General features: G+C 42.7%; 3 protein-coding genes. All 3 read right to left on the reverse strand.

Annotated features, from left to right (window positions below; translation table 11 throughout):
• The coding region (locus HP439_RS18855; RefSeq protein ID WP_425501390.1) for an L-arabinose isomerase family protein at nt 1–708 on the reverse strand (708 nt) is incomplete at its 3' end.
• A gap of 34 nt (nt 709–742) precedes the next feature.
• Entirely contained in the window at nt 743–1438 is a 696-nt protein-coding gene (locus HP439_RS18860; protein WP_172391871.1) for an L-ribulose-5-phosphate 4-epimerase, read from the reverse strand.
• A 28-nt stretch (nt 1439–1466) separates the two neighbouring features.
• Nucleotides 1467–2039, reverse strand: a 573-nt coding sequence (locus HP439_RS18865; protein WP_246229423.1) for an FGGY-family carbohydrate kinase, incomplete at its 5' end; no start/stop codon positions are given.

Below are 2039 nucleotides of genomic sequence, written 5' to 3' on the forward strand. Positions count from 1 at the left end.
TTGTTCATACTCGCGAATTAATTCATCGATCTCGTGTGATGTTACTTCATTGATAATCTCTACAAGGTCCCCGACAGCATATGTATTTACCGAGAAACCAAATTGCGTTTCGGCAGACACTTTATCTCCATCAGTAACGGCTACGTATCGCATATTATCACCAAAACGAACGAACTTCGCTCCTTGCCAATCCTGCCAAGCCGACGCGGCGCGGGTCCACACCATAATCCGTTCAACGACCTCCTGATCTTGCCAATGGCCCGTAACAACTTTGCGAGCAATATTTAAGCGCGATACAATATGACCAAATTCGCGGTCGCCATGTGCACTTTGATTCAAGTTCATAAAGTCCATATCCATCGTATCCCAAGGGATATCACGATTATATTGGGTATGTAAATGTAACAAGGGCTTCTGTAGTGCTTGCAAGCCACGGATCCACATTTTTGCGGGCGAAAATGTATGCATCCATGTAATTATTCCGACACAATTAACTTGCGCGTTCGCCTGTGCTATTGTGTTGTATATCTCTTCGCTATTTTTTACGATTGGTTTATATACGATTTGGACAGGGATATTCTCATGCTGAGATAAATAATTCGCAATCTCTTTAGCATGTTCTGCGACTTCTAATAGCGTCTTTTCTCCGTATAAATCTTGGCTCCCCGTTAGGAACCATACTTCAAATGTTTTTAAATCTATATTCATTACTTTTTATATTTTTTACGTCCTGTTCTATTACCTATTGCTGACCGTAATAAGCTTCACCACCATGTTTACGTTCGTAATGCTTCTTAATCAAAGCATCTTTCAAACGCGGCGCCTGCGGATTAATCTGCTCGGTCAATAGAGCCATTTGTGCAACCGTTTCCAACACCGCGCTATTATATACCGACTTAGCTCCTGTTTTGCCCCAAGCAAATGGTGCGTGATTTCCAACAAGTATCATCTCCACTTCTCTATAATCAAGTTTTTCCTGCTCAAAATGATTCATAATCTGAAAACCTGTTTCGTATTCGTAGTTTCCTAGAATCATCTCATCGCTCATCGGTGGAGCACAGGGAATGTCTGTTGTCAAATGGTCCGCGTGTGTGGTACCAAAAATAGGTATCGGCCGCTGACTTTGTGCCCATGCTGTGCCGTAGGTCGAATGCGTGTGCGTAATTCCGCCAATATCCTCCCAATATTTATACAATACAGCATGCGTTTTCGTGTCGGATGACGGGCGCAGGTTTCCTTCTACCGTATTACCCTCGAAATCCACAATGACCATATGCTCAGGGGTAAGTTCCTCATAAGGCACCCCACTCGGCTTAATTGCAAAAACGCCTTTATCACGATCAACAACACTCACGTTACCAAACGTAAAAAGTACCAAACCCAATTTGGGCAACTGCATGTTGCAGTAAAAAGCCTCTTCTTTTATCGATTCGTACATATAGAAAAATTATTTTTTAAAATATAAATTATGGCTTAGAGTTTACTAAAAAAGCGCCGTTGCGCTTATAGGTGTCATAACGCTGCTGGTAAAATGTTACCCGCTGTTCATTTGGCACATAAGTACGCTCGAACCCCTGTCCCATCGCTTCCATCGCCTCTTCCACTCGTGTGTAAAGTCCAGCGGCGGTTGCCGCGAACATAGCTGCGCCAATTGCACATGTCTGCTCCGATTTATGAATACGGATTGGCATATTCATTACATCAGCCATCATTTGCATGATATACGGTGATTTCTTTGCAACGCCACCTAGACCAATCAAACCTTTTACAGGAATACCCTCGTCGACAAATCGATCAACGATACTTTTAGCTCCGAAACAGGTGGCCTCAACAATAGATCTAAACACCCGTGGAGCATCGGACCCTAAATGAAGACCAAATAACGCGCCTTTTAATGTCTGATCAGCGTCAGGGGTACGACGACCGTTAAACCAATCAATTGCTAATTCCATAGAACTCGATAAAGGCAACGCCTCGGCCTGTTTACTTAAAGCAGGAATTATTTTGTCTTCAATTATATTGTTTATTCTTTCTTGTTG

The organism is Sphingobacterium shayense (genome assembly GCF_013179575.1).
Lineage (GTDB): Bacteria > Bacteroidota > Bacteroidia > Sphingobacteriales > Sphingobacteriaceae > Sphingobacterium > Sphingobacterium shayense.

What these genes read in the sequence shown, in the direction of transcription:
- HP439_RS18860 (WP_172391871.1), bottom strand. Translation starts at nt 1,438, where the DNA reads ATGTACGAATCGATAAAAGAAGAGGCTTTTTACTGCAACATGCAGTTG.